The organism is Collinsella sp. CLA-ER-H8, from assembly GCF_040092335.1.
GTDB lineage: Bacteria > Actinomycetota > Coriobacteriia > Coriobacteriales > Coriobacteriaceae > Collinsella.
On the sequence record NZ_JBBNLU010000013.1, the window covers coordinates 15154 to 31343 of the forward strand.

Genomic DNA, 16190 nt, shown 5'->3' on the forward strand with positions numbered 1-16190 from the left:
GGGTGAGATTGGAGGAAGTGATGGCGCAGGGGACGTTTGTGCAGGCGCTTCGCAAAGAGGCGGCGTTGAGCGGCACCTTTATGAAGGGGCGTTCGCTCATGCTCAACGGCGCCGTGCTGTCGATCGAGGACAGCGGCTCGCGCTTCTCCAAAAACGTGAATATCGAGGGTACGGTGCGCGGCTCGCGCGGTGACCTGTACAAGACGCACGTAGCGCTCGACATGGACGAGCACGAGGTGATCGACTACGACTGCGTTTGCCCCGCTGCCTATCGCTACCCCGGCATGTGCAAGCACGCTATTGCCACGGCTCTGGCGTATTTGGATGCCAGCGGCGCCGAGCCCGTCGAAGGTTTGCGCACGCCGGTCCGCACGTTTGCGGCGCAGCCGAAACAGCCCGCGCGCAACGCGCCCAAAGCGCCGGCCGTCAATCCCAACTTTCCCTTTCCGGCGCCCGTCCCCACGAGTCCCAGCCTCATGGCGGCGCTCTCCGATCTTTCGGACGCGCGCATGGATGAGCTGGCGAGCATGCGCCGCAAGCTCGCCGGCAGTGTGGATCCCGATGCCCCCAAGGCGGTGTTGGAGCCCTCGCTGGTGCCGTATTACAATCCACTGTTTGCCGACCGCTTTAGCTGGGCGCTCGAGCTTCGCATTCGCTGTGGATCGGTCTCCTACGTGGTCAAGGACATCGACGGCATGGCCGATGCCTACGTGCGCGGCGGCACCTTCTCGTACGGCAAGAAGCTCACGTTTGTCCATACGCCCGAAGCCTTCGAAGACGTGTCGACAAAGCTGCTCAACCTTGTCGTGACGACAGTTGCCTATCTCGATGACATCACAAGCTCGCGTTCGGCGTCGTACGACTTTGCCCGCAGTGGTTTTGCCGCCGAGCGTCAGTTGCCGCTGTCCGAGCATAGCATCGTATATGTGCTGGACCTGTTGCGCGGCCAGACCATCTCTTTTGAGCCCGCCTGGTCGCGGGGGACGACGACGCATCGCACCTATGACGTGGCGGTCGAGCCGGCGCCGCAAGGGAAGGATGAAGCCCCGACCAAGCGCCCGCCGCTCCTTGCCGCCAAGATTGCGCCGGCGGTCGGCGGCAGCTACGACCTTCGCCTGCCCGCCGATATGTACTGCTTTGCATCGGGCGATGCTGCCTACCTGGTCGACACGCGCCGCGCGCGCCGTACCGACACGGCGTTTGCCCAACATGCGGCGCCGTTCCTATCGCGCTTGCTGCCCTGTCGCACGCCGGTCCATATCGCTGCCGACCAGGTGGGGGAGTTCTGTCGTATGGCGCTGCCCATTTTGCGCGACTATACCGACCTTACCGCGCCCGCCGTGCTCGATACCGTGGCACCCGAGCCGAGCTTTGCTATGGCGATCGGCGTCGACGATGGGCTCGTGACCTGCAAAATTACGGTTGCCTACGGCGATTGGTCGGCGGATCTCTTTAGCCTGGGCGCTCCGGGCAGCCCCTTCGAAGAGCAACGCCCCGGCGTGCCGCCCCGCGACGAGGTGGCGGAGTTTCGCGTTATGGACACGGCGGCCCTGTATTTCGACTTTTACGAGGGCGGCCTGGCGTTTGAGGAGCGCGATGACGAGAGCTTGTTCTGCCTGCTGACCGAGGGCCTGTCCGCCCTGTCCGAGCTGGGTGAGGTCATGCTCAGCGACCGTCTGCGCCAGATCTCGGTCCGCCCTGCGCCCAAGCTTTCGGTGCGTGCGACCGTCAAGAGCAATCTGCTCGATGTCGAGCTGGGTGCGAGCGGGCTTTCGGCCGCGGACCTTGCCGTCTATCTCGATTCGTACAAGCGTCACCAGACGTTTGCGCGTCTCACGTCGGGCGACATCATTCGCCTGGACGAGGGCGCCCGAGCCGCGTTTGGCCTTGCCGAGGACCTGGGTGTCGATGCTGTCGACCTGCTCGACGGCGTGTCGCTCCCCGCGTCGAGTACCCTGTTCGTCGACAGCATGCTTGCGCGCACGCCGGCGCTTGAGGCCGATCGCGACGCTGCGTTCCGCCGCACCGTCGAGCGCCTGGACACGCTCGGCAAGATGGACTTTACGGTACCCGCCTCGCTCAAGGCCACGCTGCGTGGCTACCAGGTCGACGGCTACCAGTGGCTCGGCTCGCTTGAGCATCTGGGCCTCGGCGGTATCTTGGCCGACGATATGGGCCTGGGCAAAACGCTCCAGATGATCGCGCACATTCTGGCGCGCGTGGAAGCGGGGGACACTAAGCCCACGCTTGTGGTGTGCCCTGCGTCGCTTGTGTACAACTGGACCGCCGAGCTGGAGCGCTTTGCGCCCTCGCTCGATGTGTGCGCCATCGTGGGCGCCAAGGCGCAACGTCGCGTGCAAATCGCCGGCGTGGCCGAGCATAACGTGGTCGTGACGTCGTATGACCTTATGCGCCGCGATATCGATGAGTACGCCGAGCAGGACTTTGCCCGCGTGGTACTCGATGAGGCCCAGTACATTAAAAACCCGCTCACGCAGGTGGCGCGCGCTGCCAAGCGCCTGCCGGCCGGCGTGCGCTTTGCCTTGACGGGCACGCCCATCGAAAACCGCTTGTCCGAGCTCTGGAGCATCTTCGACTTTTTGATGCCGGGCCTGCTTGGCACGCGTGAATTGTTTGCAAAGCGCTTCGAAAGCCCGGTCGAGCATGCCGAGGGCGACAGCGCCGCTCGCCTGCAGGCGCTCGTGTCGCCGTTTGTGCTGCGCCGCGTAAAGGAAGACGTGGTGGCAGACCTGCCCGAGAAGATCGAGGATACGGTCATGGCGCAGCTCACCGGCGAGCAGCGCAAGCTCTACCTGGCCAACCAGGACCGCATCGCCCAACAGGTGCAGCACCGCGAGTCATCCGAGTTTAAGAAAGACAAGCTCAAGGTGCTCGCCGAGCTCACCAAGCTGCGCCAGATCTGCTGCGACCCGCGTCTGCACTACGAGGATTACAAGGCGGGGAGCGCCAAACTCGATACGTGCATGGAGCTCGTGCACGGCGCACTCGACGGCGGGCATCGCATCCTGCTGTTCAGCCAGTTTACGGGTATGCTCGATATCATCGGTAAGCGCTTGGCCAAGGAGGACATCGCCTTCCTTAAGCTCACGGGCGCTTCGTCTAAGGAGAGCCGCGCCAAGATGGTCGCGCAGTTCCAAGCGGGCGAGGTTCCGATCTTTTTGATTTCGCTCAAGGCGGGCGGCGTGGGCCTGAACCTGACGGCGGCCGACGTGGTCATTCACTACGACCCGTGGTGGAACGTGGCGGCGCAGGACCAAGCAACTGATCGTGCACACCGTATTGGTCAGCAACATACCGTGACCGTGTACAAGCTCATCGCCAAGGACACGATCGAGGAACGCATTATGCAGATGCAGGAGTCCAAACGCGACCTGGTCAACAGCGTGCTCGGCGGCGACGGCATCTCGTCGGCGCTGTTCACGCGCGAGGATGTTCTGGCGCTGCTGGGCGGCGACGGTCGCTAGCCGCGCACGGGGTGGGACTGCTGGAGCGGGCAGGACGGTCGACGCATTTTGGCTCGACCGCTTGCCTAATCCGTTATGTGTTCATTTGCAATGCCGTGGATGGTTTGTCTGCCTTTGGGCATAAGAACCATCAAGAACATTGGCACATCAGCAAAGGAGAACATCATGGCGAAATTCTTTAAGGACCCCGACGGCAAGCTCATCGCCGCCCTTGGCGACGACGTTGCGACCCCTGCCGGTTGCACGGAACTGACTGCAAACACTGAGGACGCGGCGCACGAGAAGCACGTGCCTGTTGTCGAGACCGAGCGTGACGGTCACGTGATTCGCGCACGCGTTGGCTCGGTCGAGCACCCCAGCCTGCCCGAGCACTACATTGAGTGGATCGCCCTTGAGGCCGAGGGCCGCTTAGAGGTTCATTACCTTGAACCCGGCATGAAACCCGCGACGTTTTTCGCGGGCGGCTCCAAGACCGGTACCGTCTATGCCTACTGCAACCTGCACGGGCTGTGGTCCGCGACATTCTAGGAGCGCGCCCCCGCTCGGGGTATCATAGCTAGCATATGCACATGCAAGCGCCGACTGCATTATGCGGCCGGCGCTTTTACTACGATTTCGATGGTTTACGACGGAAAGGGCTGGGCCATGAAGCTCGCGCTTGCACAGATCGATATGCGCCTGGGTGATATTGAGGGCATTTGCGGCCGCATCGAGGACCAGGCTCGTCTGGCCCACGAGCGCGGGGCGCGCGTGCTGTGCGTTCCGGCTCCGCTCTTTATGGGCGCCATGCCCGGTGGCCTGGTGGGCGCTGCCGACTTTGAGCACGGCGTGCTTGCCGGTTTGACTGGTGTCGCCGAGCGTATCCAGGAGCTTGACATGATCTGCATCGTGCCCGCGGCGGTTTCGTTTGAGGGCCAGCCGCTGCTCGACTACATGATGCTCAAGGACGGTCATGTGGTGCCGGCGCGTTCGAGCATTGCCCTGCAGCGTGGCGAGAACAACGACACACGTTGGGCGCCGCCGGTGTTCGACGTGGACGGCGTGCGCATCGCCGTGATTTTTGACTTGGACCGCGAACTCGAGATGCTGCCGACCGGTGTTGACCTCATTGCGTATTTCCAATTCAACGCGTTTGACATGACCGACCGCGAGACTGCCGCCATTGCTGCCGTTCGCAGCGGCGCCTACCGCAAGATCGCATCCAAGCGCAGCGTGTGGTTTGCCTGCATGGCGCCGGTCGGTGCCTATGACGAGTCGGTGTATACCGGCGGTTCGTTTGTGCTCGACGACTGCGGTCGCGTGGTGGCCCAGGCGCCGTGCTTTGAGGAGAGCCTGCTGGTTCAGGAGATTCAGCGCGGCGTGATGCTCGATGCCTTGGAAGACCACGAGCTGCCCGAGTTTCGTTCCGAGGAGTGGCTGTGGCGGGCGCTGGTGCTCGCCGTGCGCGACAACGCCCGCGCCCGCGGTGCGTCGCGTGCTGTTGTGGCACTCGAGGGTGACTTGCCGTCGTCTTTGCTGGCGGCGCTGGCCGTCGACGCTCTGGGCCCGCGCAATGTGATTGGCCTGGTGCTGGGGCGCAACCGTATCTTTACGCCAGCGCAGGAAGAGGCCGAGGCTGCCCGCTGTGCCGCCGTCCGCGCCATTGCCGAGCGTTTGCACATTCGCACCGTCGAGCGCGATGCACCGGATGCGGCGCGTGTGCTCGATCGCGACGTGTCGGCGGGCGATGCTGAGCGCCTGCGTTCGCGCACGCTGGGCCTCATGCTGGAGGACACAGCGCTCGAGCTGGGTGCGATGGCGCTGAGCCCGCTGTCCAAAACCGAGTACGCGCTGGCGGCGCCGGCGCTTTGCGGCGGCTACCAGGGCGACTTTGCGCCCTTTGGCGATGTGTACCTGTCGACGCTTGAGTTTGTGGCGCGTGTGCGCAATCGCACGTCTGCCGTGGTGCCCCAAGAGCTCGTGACGCTCAACGCGGTGGAAGATTGTATGGAGCGCGTGCTGGCGCAAGCGCTTTCGACGCTCGACGGTCCGGTCGATATGCTCGACCGCGCGGCACAGCTGCTCGGCGGGCTTGAGCCGGGTGAGGTCGATGGCGCGCTCGAGGCGCACGTGGACCGTAATCGATTTTTCGACGATATCCCGATGGCCACTGGCAAACCTGAGGCCTGCTCGCTGCTGCTGATGCTCGTTCGACAGGGTGAGGCTGCCCGCCGCATGTTGCCGACGGCACCGATCGTCTCGGCACGTTCGTTTGCCGAGCGCTCCTGGCCGTACATGCTCGCGTGGTCCGACCTGGGGCTTAACGGCAAGGAGCGTATGACGGTCGATTCGCTGGCGCGCGCCGAGGTGCGCCGTTTTGCTGACGAGGATACGAGCGAGCGCGTGCGAAACGAGATGATGGGCGTGCTGGGCGAGCTACTGGGTATTTCGCCCGAACAAATGGAGGAGCTGCGCTCTGAAGACGGTCAGCGTCGTTTGCACGAGGGAATGAAAAAGTTTGAGGGCGAGGTTCAGGACGCCATCGATAAGATGATGGGCGGTCAGGGCGGACCGCAGAGCGGGCCCCAGGGCACGCCGATGCCGCAGCCGCCGGTGGATCCGAGGCAGTTCCCCTTTTTCTCGCAAAATTAACTATGGGATAGGATTCGCTTCCAACCCTGACATTTCAACTAAGCATCTTGGCCCCGTTGTGTTATTCTAGAACAGACGTTCGTGAATGATGTGCGGGGCCTTGCCTTGTGCTGTGCTGGTGACGAGGGGAGGTCGGCTTGGTTATCTTGGGCATTGACCCCGGTTTGGCTCATACGGGTTGGGGGATTATCGAGGAGCGGCGTGGCGAGGTTCGTTGCCGTGCCTATGGCTGCATCGAGACCAGTGCCGGAAGTCCGCTCGCGGTTCGCCTGTCGCATATCGCCCATGACCTTAAGGATGTCGTTGAGCGTTATCGACCCGACACGGCTGCTGTCGAGAGCATTTACTTTGGTGCTAACGTTCGCTCGGCAATTCCTACGGCGCATGCCCGCGGGGCTGCACTCGTGGCGCTGTCGGAATGCGCGCTCGAGATTGGCGAGTACACGCCCATGCAGATCAAACAGGCTGTGGTGGGCACTGGCGCCGCGGACAAGCGGCAGGTCGCCTACATGGTACGCACACTCACACAGCTCGATCACGACCCGCATCCCGACCATGCCGCCGATGCCCTGGCCTGCGCCATCTGCCACGTAAACCTCAGCCGCACCCGCGCCCTCACCGGTGGCGAGTTCTATCAACAGAGAGGAACCGGATACTGATGATTTCCCAGCTCCACGGAACGCTTGTCGAGGCCACGATGAGCTCTGCTGTCGTCGATGTGTCGGGCGTTGGCTTTGAGCTCGGCATCTCGGGCAGCACTGCGGCCACGTTGCCGACGCCCGGCGGCGAGGTCCGCCTCTACACGCGTATGCAGGTGCGCGAGGATGCCATGACACTTTTCGGTTTTTCCTCAAAGGATGAGCGCACGATGTTCGACCGGCTCGTGTCCGTCTCGGGCGTTGGCCCGCGCTTGGCGCTCGCCGTGCTTTCCACCTATACCGTGGGGCAGCTGTATTCGTTGGTGATGGCCGAGGACGACAAGGGCATGGCCAAGGTACCCGGTGTGGGCAAAAAGACAGCTCAGCGCCTGATCCTGGAACTCAAGAGCACCTTTGCCAAGGACAAGGGCTTTGTCCCGGTCGACGTGATTCCCGGCCAGGTTGCGATGCCCGTGCCCGCTGCTGCTCCCTCGGCCATCGATGATGCCCGTGCGGCGCTCCTTTCCATGGGCTTTAGCCCGCAGGAGACCGATGTTGCCCTGAGCGGGTATGATGGGCAGAATATGCGTGTCGAGGATCTGCTCGGCGCGGCGCTTAAGCGACTTGGAATGGATGCGTGATGTGGGAAGCCGATGACTCTCAGGACCTGTGGGCGACGCCCGGCAACTCGCCGGCGGCATCCATGGCGCACGGCGAGCGCATGGTGGGCTCGGAGCTGACGGCCGAGGACCTCGATGTCGACCGCACTTTGCGCCCCCAGCGCCTGGACGATTACTGTGGCCAAGAGCACATCAAGCAGAGCCTGCGCGTGTTGATCGAAGCGGCGCAGAACCGTGGCGAGACGCTCGACCACGTGATTTTCTCGGGTCCTCCGGGCCTGGGCAAGACCACGCTGGCCACCGTTATCGCCAACGAGCTGGGCGCTCAGATCAAGACCACGAGTGGCCCTGCCATCGCGCGCACGGGCGACCTGGCGGCCATCCTTACTAACTTGCAGCCGGGTGATGTGCTGTTTATCGACGAGATCCACCGCCTTAACCGTTCGGTCGAGGAGGTCCTGTACCCCGCGATGGAGGACTTTGCCCTCGATATCGTGATTGGCAAGGGCCCGGCGGCGCGCTCGATTCGGCTGGATATTCCCAAGTTTACGCTGGTAGCGGCAACGACCCGCTCAGGCATGTTGACCGGCCCGTTGCGCGACCGCTTTGGCATTTCATATCGCCTGGATTACTACACGGTCGAGGAGCTCGCGCAGATTGTGACGCGCTCGGCGACTATCCTGGGCGTAACGATCGACCATCCCAGTGCACTCGAGATCGGCTCGCGTTCGCGCGGCACGCCACGTCTTGCCAACCGCCTTCTCAAACGCGTGCGCGATTACGCACAGGTGCGCGGCAACGGCCCCATCGAGCTCGATATCTGCCGCAAGGCGCTCGAGTTCTTCGAGATCGACGAGCTCGGTCTGGACTGGATGGATATTCGCATTTTGGAGACGCTCGCCAAGACGTTCTCCGGTCGTGCCGTGGGACTTACGACCCTTGCCAGCGCGGTGGGCGAGGACCCGGGCACGCTCGAGGATGTCTATGAGCCCTATTTGCTGCAGTGCGGATTGATGATTCGTACGCCGCAGGGCCGTCAGGCAACCCTCCGCACCTTTGAGCACCTGGGGATTGAACCTACCGTTTAGGGCGTTTTGTTTTGGCGGGCTGTTGGACTATCGCTGGGCATCGGGTAAACATATCGCCGTTCATCGGTTATGGGCGTTTTACTATTGCGCGCCCGTGCTATGCTGAATTGGTCTTTTTCTCATTCGGTAACGAAAGGACCGCCCATGCCTACTGACATCGAAATCGCACGTTCTGTCACGCCGCTGCCTATTACCGAGGTGGCCAAGAACGCCGGCGTCGACGTTAAGCACCTTATTCCGTACGGCTTCGACAAGGCTAAGGTCGACTATTCACTGCTCAACGAGCCGACTGATCACCAGGCCAAGCTCGTCCTCGTGACCGCTATCAACCCAACGCCTGCGGGCGAGGGCAAGACCACCACGACCATCGGTCTGGCCGACGGCCTGCGTCGTCGCGGCGTCAAGAGTGCCGTGGCCCTGCGCGAGCCTTCGCTCGGCCCCGTCTTTGGCGTGAAGGGCGGTGCTGCCGGCGGCGGTTGGGCTCAGGTCATCCCCATGGAGGATATCAACCTGCACTTTACCGGCGACTTCCACGCTATCGGTGCTGCCAACAACCTGCTGGCCGCCATGCTTGATAACCACATCCAGCAGGGCAATCAGCTCGGTATTGACGTTAAGCGCATCACTTGGAAGCGCGTCGTCGATATGAACGACCGTCAGCTGCGCCACGTTATCGACGGCATTGGCGGTAAGGCCCAGGGCGTGCCGCGCGAGGACGGCTTCGATATCACCGTCGCCTCCGAGGTCATGGCAATCCTGTGCCTGTCTACGAGCATCAGCGACCTCAAGGAACGCTTGGGTGAGATCGTCGTTGGCTACAGCTTTGCCGGCGAGCCCGTCCGTGCCCGCGACCTTAAGGCCCAGGGTGCCATGGCCGCGTTGCTTAAGGACGCGCTCAAGCCCAACCTGGTGCAAACGCTCGAGGGCACGCCCGCGTTTGTCCACGGCGGTCCCTTCGCCAACATTGCCCACGGCTGCAACTCTATCATGGCCACGCGTATGGCGATGCGCTTTGGCGATGTCGCCATTACCGAGGCCGGCTTCGGTGCCGATCTGGGTGCCGAGAAGTTCCTCGACATCAAGTGCCGCATGACGGGCGTTCGCCCCAGCGCTGTCGTGGTCGTCGCTACTGCCCGCGCGCTTAAGTACAACGGCGGTGTCGCCAAGGCCGACCTCAACGAGGAGAACCTCGAGGCTCTCAAGGCCGGCATGCCCAATCTGCTGCGCCACGTCGACAACATTCAGAATGTCTACGGTCTGCCCTGCGTGGTCGCTATCAACCGCTTCCCGACGGACACCGAGGCCGAGCTTGCGCTCATCGAGTCCGAGTGCCAGAAGCTCGGTGTCAACGTTAAGCTGTCCGAGGTCTGGGCCAAGGGCGGCGAGGGCGCGCTCGAGCTGGCCGATGAGGTCATGCGTCTGATTGAGCAGCCGAGCGAGCTCAAGTTTGCCTATGAGGACGGCGCCGATGTGGCCGACGCCCTCGAGGCTGTTGCCATCAAGGTTTACCGCGCCGACGGCGTTGACTTTACGCCGGCCGCCAAGCGTCAGCTTGCCGAGCTGCGCGAGAACGGCTTTGGCAACCTGCCGGTATGCGTGGCCAAGACGCAGTACAGCTTTAGCGACAACGCCAAGGCCCTGGGCGCTCCCGAGAACTTCCGCATCACGGTGCGCGAGCTCAAGGTTTCCGCCGGCGCCCACTTTGTGGTCGCGCTGACCGGCAGTGTTCTGACCATGCCGGGCCTGCCCAAGGTCCCCGCGGCCGAGAATATCGACGTCGACAACGACGGCAACATCACCGGCCTGTTCTAAGCCCGCTGCTCATAGCCGCTTGCCCGCCCCGTCGTGCCTACCAAGGCCCGGCGGGGCTTTTTTGATCCTTAGACCCGCGCACGTCTTGTAGATACCGACGGACTCTGCCCATCATAGGCTTTTGCGCGGGTAGAATGCATGAATAACTTGAGGCTCACGCGCGACGGAAAGGAATCGTTGCATGGATCAGGACAAGACAACCGTGATGGGCGGCTACGGTTCCGCGCAGGCTGGCGATAGCGCCGATGCGACCCGCGTTGTTTCCAACCCCGGTTATACCGACCCCGCCGCGACGCAGCCTTCTGCCGAGCCCACCCGGGTTATGGACTATGGCGACACGGCGCAGGATTCTTACGCTACATCTTCGCAAGGCCCCTATGGCAACGCAGCTCCGGATCCGTTTGATTACGCACCGCAGGATTCTTATGCTGCCTCGACGCCGAATCCCTATGATGGCCTGCCGCAGAATCCCATTCCGCAGCCTCAGCAGACGACGTATATGCCTCGCACGGCACAGCCTCGCTGCGAGTCGCGCGAGCCGTATCGCGAGTACCCCAAGTCGATTCCGCAATATGGCGAGGACGAGGAGAAGAGGCCGTCGCGTTCGTCGAGCGTGATCAAGAAGATCCTCATCGTACTGGCGACCTTCTTTGCGCTGTCGATTGTGTTTGCCATCGTGTCGGGCATGCTCAACAAGCGGGGGAGTTCAACGGCCGATGCCACTGCCGAGCAAACCGAGTCCGCCTCGTCTAGCACCGTCGATCTGAGCGATATCCCGGGGCAGTACTGGTCCAACGCCAAGAAGATCCTCAAGTCGCGCGGCGCCGATCTTTCGAATGCCGTGGTCCTGACTGATGATGGCTCAACGCCCATCGTCGATGCCAACTGGGTCGTTACTTCTGCCTACTATAACGACAACGGCAACCTCGAAATTCAACTCACGCACAAGAACAGTTCGGGCAACTCGTCCGACGGCCAAAGCGGTACCGACAGCTCGAGCTCCAATACGCTGGAGGACTTGAGCAACAAGGCGCAGGAGTTGGGAGACAAGGCGCAAGAGCTGGGCGATACGGCACAAAATCTGGGCGATACCGCGCAGAACTTGGGCGGCATGGCGACGGATGCCTGGAACGCCCTGCAAAACGGCATCTCGGGCGCGCAGGGAAACTAGCTGTTAAGTGGGCTACAGCTGCTCGGCCGGACGGTCGGGCGAGCTGAAGCCCGAGTCAAATGTGACGACGCACGAGGCATCGGGCCGGCGCTCGTGCACGATGCGCGTGACGAGCTCCAGCAGCTCCTCGTCGGATATGTCAAAGCCGTCGGGACGCACCAGGTCAAACGAAACGAACCCGTCGTGCTCGTGCAGGTCATGGATGGAGAGCGTGGGGTCGATTTGCGCTATGCCGCGCTTGACCCAGCCACGCAGGTCGTCGCCGGTGGTGGCGATGGGGTCGCAGTGCAGCGTGATACCGATGCCCATCTGCCGTTTGATATCGTGCTCGATGGTGTCCAGGATCTCGTGATGTTCAAACGCATCGCCCTCGCCGGGCATTTCCACGTGCGCACTGGCAAATTGCCGACCGGGGCCGTAGTCGTGCACCATGAGGTCGTGCGTGCCTAGGACCTGCGGATACGACATGATCTTGTCGCGGATTGCCTGGACGAGCTTGGGGTCGGGCGCTTGCCCCAACAGCGGGCTGATGGCGTCGCGCACCAGGCCCATACCGCTGATGCAGATGAAGATGCCCACGCCCAGGCCTGCCCAGCCATCGAGGTCAAAGCTGGTCGTCTGCGAAATAAGCGCTGCGGCCAGGACCGAGGCCGAGGCAATGACGTCGTTTTTGGAATCCTGCGCCGTGGCGATAAGCGTCTCGGAATCGATGCGGTTGCCCAGCGTGCGGTTGAACGCCGCCATCCAAAACTTGACGAGCATGGACAGGATAAGGGCTGCCATGGAGAGCGCCGAATACGCGGTGGGGGAGGGCTTGATGATCTTGGTGACCGACTCCAGGATCAGGTTGATGCCGACGGCGCAAACGAGAACGGCGACAAACAAGCCGGCGAGGTACTCGTAGCGGCCGTGACCATAAGGGTGCCCCTCGTCGGCCGGGCGGCTGGCAAGGCGGAATCCGAGCAGGCTCACGATGTTGCTCGAGGCATCGGAAAGGTTGTTGAAGGCATCGGCGATAAGCGAGACGGAGCCCGCGAGCAGGCCAGCTATGCCCTTGGCCAGGCACAGCGTGATGTTGAGGCCGATGCAGATGAGGCTTGCGGCAAAGCCCGCGTTGGTGCGGCAGGAGGTATCGACCGGCTCGCTTTCGCTGCCGGGAACAAGCGTATGTACCAGCCGATTTACAAATAGCATGGCGTATCTCCTCGCATTCTTATTAAGGGGATAGTGTAGCTCGCACAGACGCAACGTGTACCGATGCTCAGAAAATGCAGCAATGGTCTGCCGGCGCTAACGGGCGCGAGGCGGGGGGGGGGACGACTGCCCGCGCGCCTTCGAGTTCACTGCGCCTTCCCGTCCGACCGAGTGTCCCATTTTGGGCCACATGGGTATGGGCACGCGTCGATTTGCTCGACATACTTAATGTCGACAGCCCTGTGCAAAGGAGGACGTTTCCATGGACGAGATGTTTGCCATTAAATGCCAAAACTGCGGCGGCCCCATGTATTCGCACCAGGCAAAGCGCAGCTTTGAGTGCGCCTATTGCGAAACGGTTATTCCGTGGCAAGCGGACGCCGGAGAGCCCAAGAGCGCCCTGGGTATCCGTCATACGCCGCTGACGGTGGTTGACGGGCTGCTTAAGCTCACCCATGTGTCGCAGCTCGAGCGCCCGGTGGACCCCGACTGGTATTTCTTCAATTCGCACTGGCGCAATCAGTCGGTTCTGGAGCATCTGCTGTGGGAAGATCGAGGAACGGCGCAAGAGTTCCAAGATGCCACGCACGTGAGCATCCCGTGCCCCTTCTGCGGTGCATCCTTTGAGGGCGAGTCGACCCAGCGCGTGTTTGAGTGCCCGTCGTGCGGCAACAAGATTGGCGTGGCCGACCTGCTCAAGCCCGGTACGTTTAGCAAACGCCTGACCATGGGCGTGGGTGCCGAATACGTTCCCGAACAGGGCGTCCCCTGTGAGATATCGCCGCAGCAGGCGCGTGCCAACGCGCTGCAGCTGGTGCGTCAGTATCCCGATGCCTTTGCCGGGCATGACGTGGAAGACGCGATTCAAAATGACATGATGCTCTTCTACTTCCCCATGGCGCTCGCGGACCTGCGCATGATGGCGTCCTTCCCGGGCAAGGGCCTGAGCAAGGAGACCCTGGTGTACTACGAGGTTCTCGACTGGGCGTATCCGCGGGCAAACTACCTGGATGTTCGCCTTATGGGCATTTTGGAGCCGTGGGACTTTGGCAAGGTGGGGCCGTTCGATCCCGCTATGCAGGAAGGCGACTTCCGCGTCGTTTCCGTCGATGCGTCCACCAAGGACCAGGTGGTTATTGATAAGCTGGCGCTCGACGTTGCAGGCAACGATGCCGAGGCGACCCTGGGGCTCAATAAAAAGAGCATCCGTGCCTGGGCGCGCAAGACCCGCAAGCATAAGGACGGCCTGGTGATGGTGCCGGTCTACTTTATCGATCGCCCGGCGTCGGACAGCCGCGACGGCGAGCAGGTGCGCATTGCCGTAAACGGCCAGACGGGTCGCGCGGCCGCGGTGGTGTTTGGCGACAAGCGCGAAACGCATATCGTGGCGCCGCTCAGCTCGAGCCTGCATCTGTCCGGTGAGAGCACCGTGCACGCCACGCCCGTCGAGGTCAAATATGTTAAGTCACCCTTTCTGTACCAGATCGTGCGCCGTGGAGGCGGCGAGCAGCCGCGACAGGTGGCGGCCGCAGCCGAGGGTTCCTACCGAGAGGAGAAGCCCAAACGCCGCGGCCTGCTGGGTGCGCTATTTGGGAAGTAGGGGAGTAGTGCTGGGGTGTTGGGCTGCATCACAAGGCCATTAGATGAATTTAAAAGTGCTGGGAACGTGCTAACATTGCCGATAGCCTTAATCTTGTAGAAGCGGAGGCCGGATTATGGGTTTTGCGGATCAGCAGCTTCAGATTCAGGTGCCGTATTCTCCTGACGACACGTTTAATGCCTTGAAGGCAGCTATGGAAAAGCTGCCTAAAGTAAAAGTTGATAGCGCATCGCCCACAACAAGAACAGTTGCAGCTGAGATTGGTATGAGCCTTTGGTCCTGGGGTGAAAATATCAGTATTTCGGTTGTTCCAGTTGAAGGCGGATCTGGCGTTACTGTCAACTCATCATCTAAGGTCAGGACAAACGTATTAAACGGGGGCAAAAATGCAAAGAATATTGCCGAGATAGTCGATGCCCTATCGAAGGAGCTCGAGCAGTATCCGCAGGTTTCACAGACTATTGAGACGCTGGCGGATAGTGGTGATGTAGTTGCAAGGCTTGAGAGACTTGCAACGCTGCGTGATAGTGGAGTACTTACCGAGGAAGAGTTTGCCGCAGAAAAGGAAAAAACCTTTCGTAACTAGACACGATGGCTGGATTTGTATTCTGCTATTGAACTTGTTTAAGCCAGGCTGAAAACGTCGTGTGGAATAAAAGTGCGCAGTATCCTCGCCTTATACAACAATAGAGACCTCTTTCGGGCGCCCTGCCTTTGGAGTGTCGGCGAGTCGTGCCTCGATGGAAGCTTTGGACACCATGCGCTTGGTGCCATCCTTCCATGAATCCAACAGTCCAGCATTTATCAGTTGCGATACTCTTGCCGAGCTAACGCCAAGCATGCGCGCGGCATCCGCTGCGGTGACGGCGGGGATATCGTTGAGTTCGCGGCTGACGGCTACGGCGATAATCTTGCCGCCGTGTCGCGGCTCATGTCCGAAGTCCGGCGCAGGCAGGTCGACGCCGCCCATTAGGTGGTCATCGACCATGCATGCGAGAAAATCAGCGGCGCTTTCGACAGCGTCGTTTAGGTCGGAGCCAAACGTTCCTCCTCCGCCCAGCGAGCCACATGGCACGGCATCGACCATGCCGTCCGAATCAAAGAACTCAAATTCCCATACGTAAACCATGTAAGACCTCCTCTAAAAAGCGATGCGAAATGTGATGAGGATGAGCTATCGAAGTCCTGCCTGCCTTAGGATTCTTTTGGCAATTTGATCCTCAATCTCTCGGTGGCGTTTCACGAGCACGAGTTTATCTCCTTTGACGAACTTCTCGTGATTAGTGCCTCCTTTCGAGATGAAGCCGGCTTCTTCGAGGATGCGGATCAATTCGCGTCTCTGCATCTTAGCCTCTTTCAATAACTATATATTAGCACTTTCTAAGGGTTTAAGACTTAAATCTTAGATATTACTAACCCTTTGTTTTGTGGTGCCATCTTTGGATAACGGCTTATATTCCTTGTTGTATTAGTTTATTTGCTCGTGCGGACACGATTTTGGTGCTCTGCGCACGACCGCGAAAAGGGTTTGCGGCGACTAAAATGTGACCATAGAGGCAGTTTTAGCGAACCCCACGGGAGTGACGCGTATGGACAACAACACGCTGCTATTCCAGGACAAAGGTTCGGGTAGGTATAAAGACGTCAAGATCTACCCTAACCGCATTGAGGTACTCAAGAAGGGCACTTTTGGCGGCAAGCACACCGAGATTGTTTATCTTAAGGACATTACGGGCGTCAATAGAATCAAAGGCCGCGATGTTTTTCTGCGCAATCGTCTGTTGACCGCTTGCGTCTTTAGCCTGAGCAGCCGTGCGAAGGCCCAGGAGTTTGTTAACGCGCTGAACATGGTGATGTAGCCGATAGCGGCGTTCGGACCAAGGTAAAAATCGGGGGCACAGAACGGTGTTCTGCGCCCCCGATTGAGTCGATGTGTCTAAAAGGCCGGCTT

Annotated in this window: 14 protein-coding genes; 11 read left to right on the top strand and 3 right to left on the bottom strand. The window is 61.0% G+C overall.

The window, feature by feature from the left end:
- Positions 1–20 precede the first annotated feature (20 nt).
- The 8 genes from AAAX72_RS08000 to AAAX72_RS08035 all read left to right on the top strand — a co-directional run bounded on the left by AAAX72_RS08000 (position 21) and on the right by AAAX72_RS08035 (position 11445).
- On the top strand, positions 21–3485 hold the full coding sequence (locus AAAX72_RS08000; protein WP_349129876.1) for a DEAD/DEAH box helicase: 3465 nt from the start codon (positions 21–23) through the stop codon (positions 3483–3485).
- Between the two features lie 165 nt (positions 3486–3650).
- Positions 3651–4013 carry a desulfoferrodoxin family protein gene (locus tag AAAX72_RS08005; protein ID WP_055285739.1) on the top strand — a complete coding sequence of 121 codons (363 nt, stop codon included), beginning with the start codon at positions 3651–3653 and terminating at the stop codon, positions 4011–4013.
- A gap of 117 nt (positions 4014–4130) precedes the next feature.
- The gene (locus tag AAAX72_RS08010; protein WP_349129878.1) at positions 4131–6116 is read left to right on the top strand and encodes a hypothetical protein; all 1986 of its coding nucleotides are present in this window, start codon (positions 4131–4133) and stop codon (positions 6114–6116) included.
- Between the two features lie 137 nt (positions 6117–6253).
- Positions 6254–6775 (top strand): crossover junction endodeoxyribonuclease RuvC, encoded by a 522-nt coding sequence (gene ruvC, locus AAAX72_RS08015; protein ID WP_022095142.1) that lies wholly within the window; start codon positions 6254–6256, stop codon positions 6773–6775.
- Positions 6775–7395 carry a Holliday junction branch migration protein RuvA gene (gene ruvA / locus AAAX72_RS08020; protein WP_055310211.1) on the top strand — a complete coding sequence of 207 codons (621 nt, stop codon included), beginning with the start codon at positions 6775–6777 and terminating at the stop codon, positions 7393–7395. The genes ruvC and ruvA overlap by 1 nt, the downstream gene beginning before the upstream one ends.
- Positions 7395–8462 carry a Holliday junction branch migration DNA helicase RuvB gene (gene ruvB / locus AAAX72_RS08025; RefSeq protein WP_349129879.1) on the top strand — a complete coding sequence of 356 codons (1068 nt, stop codon included), beginning with the start codon at positions 7395–7397 and terminating at the stop codon, positions 8460–8462. The genes ruvA and ruvB overlap by 1 nt, the downstream gene beginning before the upstream one ends.
- Before the next feature lie 144 nt (positions 8463–8606).
- Positions 8607–10274: a formate--tetrahydrofolate ligase gene (locus tag AAAX72_RS08030; RefSeq protein ID WP_349129880.1), complete on the top strand. Its 1668-nt coding sequence runs from the start codon at positions 8607–8609 to the stop codon at positions 10272–10274.
- A gap of 181 nt (positions 10275–10455) precedes the next feature.
- Entirely contained in the window at positions 10456–11445 is a 990-nt protein-coding gene (locus AAAX72_RS08035; protein WP_349129882.1) for a hypothetical protein, read from the top strand.
- Positions 11446–11457: 12 nt separating this feature from the next.
- Here AAAX72_RS08035 and AAAX72_RS08040 read toward each other — a convergent pair whose 3' ends face one another.
- A complete protein-coding gene (locus AAAX72_RS08040) occupies positions 11458–12639 on the bottom strand; it encodes a cation diffusion facilitator family transporter (protein ID WP_349129883.1) in 1182 nt (393 codons plus the stop codon).
- A 262-nt stretch (positions 12640–12901) separates the two neighbouring features.
- Here AAAX72_RS08040 and AAAX72_RS08045 point away from each other — a divergent pair, with 262 nt between their 5' ends.
- Positions 12902–14239: a hypothetical protein gene (locus tag AAAX72_RS08045; RefSeq protein ID WP_349129885.1), complete on the top strand. Its 1338-nt coding sequence runs from the start codon at positions 12902–12904 to the stop codon at positions 14237–14239.
- A gap of 115 nt (positions 14240–14354) precedes the next feature.
- The gene (locus AAAX72_RS08050; protein WP_349129887.1) at positions 14355–14825 is read left to right on the top strand and encodes an SHOCT domain-containing protein; all 471 of its coding nucleotides are present in this window, start codon (positions 14355–14357) and stop codon (positions 14823–14825) included.
- A 90-nt stretch (positions 14826–14915) separates the two neighbouring features.
- On the opposite strand, the gene AAAX72_RS08055 is transcribed toward AAAX72_RS08050, so the two are convergent.
- Together AAAX72_RS08055 and AAAX72_RS08060 are read right to left on the bottom strand one after the other, a co-directional pair.
- On the bottom strand, positions 14916–15368 hold the full coding sequence (locus AAAX72_RS08055) for a helix-turn-helix domain-containing protein (RefSeq protein WP_349129889.1): 453 nt from the start codon (positions 15366–15368) through the stop codon (positions 14916–14918).
- A 45-nt stretch (positions 15369–15413) separates the two neighbouring features.
- Complete coding sequence (locus AAAX72_RS08060) at positions 15414–15584, bottom strand: type II toxin-antitoxin system HicA family toxin (protein WP_084591772.1); 171 nt, start codon at positions 15582–15584, stop codon at positions 15414–15416.
- Between the two features lie 244 nt (positions 15585–15828).
- On the opposite strand from AAAX72_RS08060, the gene AAAX72_RS08065 reads away from it, so the two are divergent.
- On the top strand, positions 15829–16098 hold the full coding sequence (locus AAAX72_RS08065; RefSeq protein ID WP_138112918.1) for a hypothetical protein: 270 nt from the start codon (positions 15829–15831) through the stop codon (positions 16096–16098).
- The last annotated feature ends 92 nt before the right edge of the window (positions 16099–16190 follow it).

Excerpts from the sequence above, each read along its gene's own strand:
- AAAX72_RS08000 (WP_349129876.1), top strand. The coding sequence starts at position 21 with ATGGCGCAGGGGACGTTTGTGCAGGCGCTTCGCAAAGAGGCGGCGTTG.
- AAAX72_RS08005 (WP_055285739.1), top strand. The coding sequence starts at position 3,651 with ATGGCGAAATTCTTTAAGGACCCCGACGGCAAGCTCATCGCCGCCCTT.
- AAAX72_RS08010 (WP_349129878.1), top strand. The coding sequence starts at position 4,131 with ATGAAGCTCGCGCTTGCACAGATCGATATGCGCCTGGGTGATATTGAG.
- ruvA (WP_055310211.1), top strand. The coding sequence starts at position 6,775 with ATGATTTCCCAGCTCCACGGAACGCTTGTCGAGGCCACGATGAGCTCT.
- ruvB (WP_349129879.1), top strand. The coding sequence starts at position 7,395 with ATGTGGGAAGCCGATGACTCTCAGGACCTGTGGGCGACGCCCGGCAAC.
- AAAX72_RS08030 (WP_349129880.1), top strand. The coding sequence starts at position 8,607 with ATGCCTACTGACATCGAAATCGCACGTTCTGTCACGCCGCTGCCTATT.
- AAAX72_RS08035 (WP_349129882.1), top strand. The coding sequence starts at position 10,456 with ATGGATCAGGACAAGACAACCGTGATGGGCGGCTACGGTTCCGCGCAG.
- AAAX72_RS08040 (WP_349129883.1), bottom strand. The coding sequence starts at position 12,639 with ATGCTATTTGTAAATCGGCTGGTACATACGCTTGTTCCCGGCAGCGAA.
- AAAX72_RS08045 (WP_349129885.1), top strand. The coding sequence starts at position 12,902 with ATGGACGAGATGTTTGCCATTAAATGCCAAAACTGCGGCGGCCCCATG.
- AAAX72_RS08050 (WP_349129887.1), top strand. The coding sequence starts at position 14,355 with ATGGGTTTTGCGGATCAGCAGCTTCAGATTCAGGTGCCGTATTCTCCT.
- AAAX72_RS08055 (WP_349129889.1), bottom strand. The coding sequence starts at position 15,368 with ATGGTTTACGTATGGGAATTTGAGTTCTTTGATTCGGACGGCATGGTC.
- AAAX72_RS08060 (WP_084591772.1), bottom strand. The coding sequence starts at position 15,584 with ATGCAGAGACGCGAATTGATCCGCATCCTCGAAGAAGCCGGCTTCATC.
- AAAX72_RS08065 (WP_138112918.1), top strand. The coding sequence starts at position 15,829 with ATGGACAACAACACGCTGCTATTCCAGGACAAAGGTTCGGGTAGGTAT.